The 3,335-nt window shown below is 38.7% G+C and carries 1 protein-coding gene and 1 pseudogene; both read right to left on the reverse strand.

Annotated elements, in window-relative coordinates; translation table 11 throughout:
* Positions 1-221, reverse strand: a pseudogene (locus ABF281_RS03940) (hydrogenase); the annotation flags it as partial.
* A 22-nt stretch (positions 222-243) separates the two neighbouring features.
* The coding region (locus ABF281_RS03945; protein ID WP_347180399.1) for a TAT-variant-translocated molybdopterin oxidoreductase at positions 244-3,335 on the reverse strand (3,092 nt) is incomplete at its 5' end.

Here is a 3,335-nt window from a genome sequence, read left to right on the forward strand (position 1 = left end):
CCAATGTTCTTGTTCAATCCCCAAACCCCAATTCCGGTTCCAACAGTATAAAAGATACAACCAAATCCCCATAACATGGCTGCTAAGGAAATATAGAAAGCTATATACCAATTTTTATTTGCCTTACCTTCAATAGGTTTTGCAATATCTTCCGTAATATCGTGATAACTTTTATCACCTAATACTAAAGGTTCTCTAATGGATGCTTCGTAATGAGACATATTTTTATATCTTAATTTTTAATTACGCTTCGTTTGTATTTCTCACCTTCACTTGATACACTACATTCGGTTTCGTTTGTAGATAATCTAAAACATGATAGGCTCTTTTATCTGCGGCTAATTTTGTAACAACTTCTTTCTCATTGTTCACATCACCAAACTGTAAAGATCCAGTTGTACATGCTGATGAACAAGCTGTAGCAAATTCTCCTGCTTCAATTTTTCTTCCTTCTTTTTTGGCTTTCAAAATGGTAGCTTGTGTCATTTGAATACACATAGAACATTTTTCCATTACCCCTCTTGAACGCACAACAACATCTGGATTTAAAACCATTTTACCATATTCGTTGTTCATGTGGAAGTCAAACTCATTGTTGTTCGAGTAATTGAACCAGTTGAAACGACGTACTCTATATGGACAGTTGTTTGCACAATATCTTGTTCCCACACATCTGTTGTAAGCCATGTGATTTTGACCTTGTTTACTGTGTGTTGTTGCAGCTACTGGACAAACCGTCTCACAAGGAGCGTGGTTACAGTGCTGACACATCATAGGCTGGAAAGAAACTTGAGGGTTTTCTGCCTCTGTTTCAATGGCAGCGTACATATCAGCTCTACTTAAGCCCAATTCGTCTGTGGCAAACTTTCTCACTTTTGGAGAGGTTGGCTCGTGACCTGTTGCTGCTTTATAGTCTTCTTCTACTCCTGAAGAATAGTATCTATCAATACGCAACCAGTGCATATCTCTACCTACTCGTACTTCATTTTTACCAACTACCGGTACATTATTTTCTGCATGACATGCTACAACACAGGATCCACAACCTGTACAAGAGGTTAAATCGATAGAAAGATTAAAATGGTGTCCAACTTCTCGATTGTGCTCTGCCCATAAATCAATGGACTTTGCTTCTACTTCCTGGTGATCGTAAGAAACCATCGCTGGAATGTTCCAACCGTTCTTGTGGTCTTTTGGATCGATATTCACATAATCTTTTAAAGAAACTTCTTTTAAGATATCGTGACGTCCTGCAATTGTTTTTTGTACTTGTGTACAAGCAAATTTATGGGTTCCACTTACTTTTTCGATCGCAACACCGTATTGAACTGTGTTCGCATCTATGTATAATGGGTAGGCATTGACTCCTACTTTCATTTCATCTTTAAAACCGAGTGTTCTACCATACCCTAAGGCAAGACCGATAGATCCTGGCGCTTGACCGGGTTGGATTAAAACAGGAACATTGGCAACAGTGACTCCATTAAGTGTCAAATTTGCATAATCTCCGTCAATCGCACCGTTATCTTTTACTGGATTTGAAAAACCTAATCTCTTGGCATCTGCCATGGACATAGTAATGTAATTGTCCCAAGAAGCTCTGGTTAATGGATCTGGAAATTCTTGCAACCAAGGGTTGTTTGCTTGTTTTCCATCTCCTAAACCAGTAGAAGTATAAAGCACCAATTCAAATTCTGAAGCTTTTACTGAGCGGTACAAAGCGGCAGTAGCATCTGAGAGTGATACCGATTTTAATGCAACCGTTTTGGAAACTTCTTTTGTAAAGAAACCATTGTGCAATGCAGTATTCCATGAAGCTCCGTCCAACACATTTGCAGACCAAAAAGATTTTAAGTACTCGTAGTAAGAAGTTGAACTTCCTGACCAAGCGAGTAAAATTTCTTGAATTTGTCTTGTTTTGAATAGTTTTTGAATGGTTGGCTGTACCAAACTATAGTTTTCTTCCGAGATAGAGACATCGCCCCAGCTCTCTAAAAAGTGAGTTGCGGGTAATACATAATTTGAAGCAGCAACGGTGTCGGTATTCTCGACAGCAATTGCAACTGAAAATTTATCTTGTAAAGCCGTTGCAAACGCTTGCCCATTTGCTAAACTATAAACAGGATCTACATTGTATGAGATAAGCCCTGCAAGCGCTCCAGATTTCAAATCTGCAATCATTTGCGCAACATCAGCATCGTTTCCTTGGCGAATGTTTAAGGTATTTGTTACATCTATAATTTCACTTCCTAAAATCCGATTGATTTCTAAAGTAATTAATTGTGCATTTTTATCATTTAAACCTGTTAAAACAACAGCTTTAGAACCCGCCTTCTGCAAGGTAGTTGCTAATTTTTTAATGGCTGCATCTTGGGCAGTAGCTTTGGAAGCTACCTTGTTCCCAGAGATAGCGTTGTATAAATTTAAAAGCGCAAACACTTGATCGGATGGTTTTACAACCATACGCTTGTCGGCATTAGCACCCGTTAATGACATGTTACTTTCTAATTGAACATGGTAAGACATTTTTCCATTTTCTGGCTTTCTTCCAGCGACATATGCTTTCTCAAAACCTCCATGAAAATCCCCTAGGAAATCTGCTTCAAATGAAACAATTACCTCGGCTTTGTCTAAGTGATAGTTTGGCAATGCTCTTCTACCGTAAACTTCTTGAAAAGCATCTGCAGCACCACTTTCTGATACGGCATCGTACACCACATGCTTTACATTTGGATACGCTGCTGTAAATTCTTCTACAATTTTTGAGGAAGAAGGACTTGCCATGGTACCTGTTAATAAAACAACCGGCTTTTTTGCATCTCTTAGGGCTGCTAGGGTAGTTCCAATTTCTGCATCGGCATCTGCCCATGAAATTGCATTACCTCCTTTGGTAGGTTCTTTCAAACGAAGGCTTTCATCATACAAAGACAACACAGAAGCTTGCACTCTTGCATTTGTAGTTCCATTTGCCTCTTTGTTGGGCATGATTTGGATAGGACGACCTTCTCTTGTTTTTACTAAAACATTTGCAAAATCGTATCCATCTGCTACGGTTGTTGCAAACCAGTCTGCAACTCCAGGAATAATGTCGTTTGGTTTTACAACATAAGGAATCGATTTAATTACCGGTCCTTCACAGGCAGCTAAAGATGCTGCTGCGGTTGTAAAGCCAACATACTTTAAGAAGTCTCTACGCGAAGTAGCAGAAGTCTCAAGTGTTTCTTTATCACCTAAAAAGTCATCTGTAGGAATGTTTTCTACAAATTCATTTTTACTTAGCGTTTCAACAACAGAACTATCTTTTAGTTCTTCAACACTTTTCCAGTATTTTTTGA

It is taken from the genome of Wenyingzhuangia sp., from assembly GCF_039768515.1.
Classification (GTDB): domain Bacteria; phylum Bacteroidota; class Bacteroidia; order Flavobacteriales; family Flavobacteriaceae; genus Wenyingzhuangia.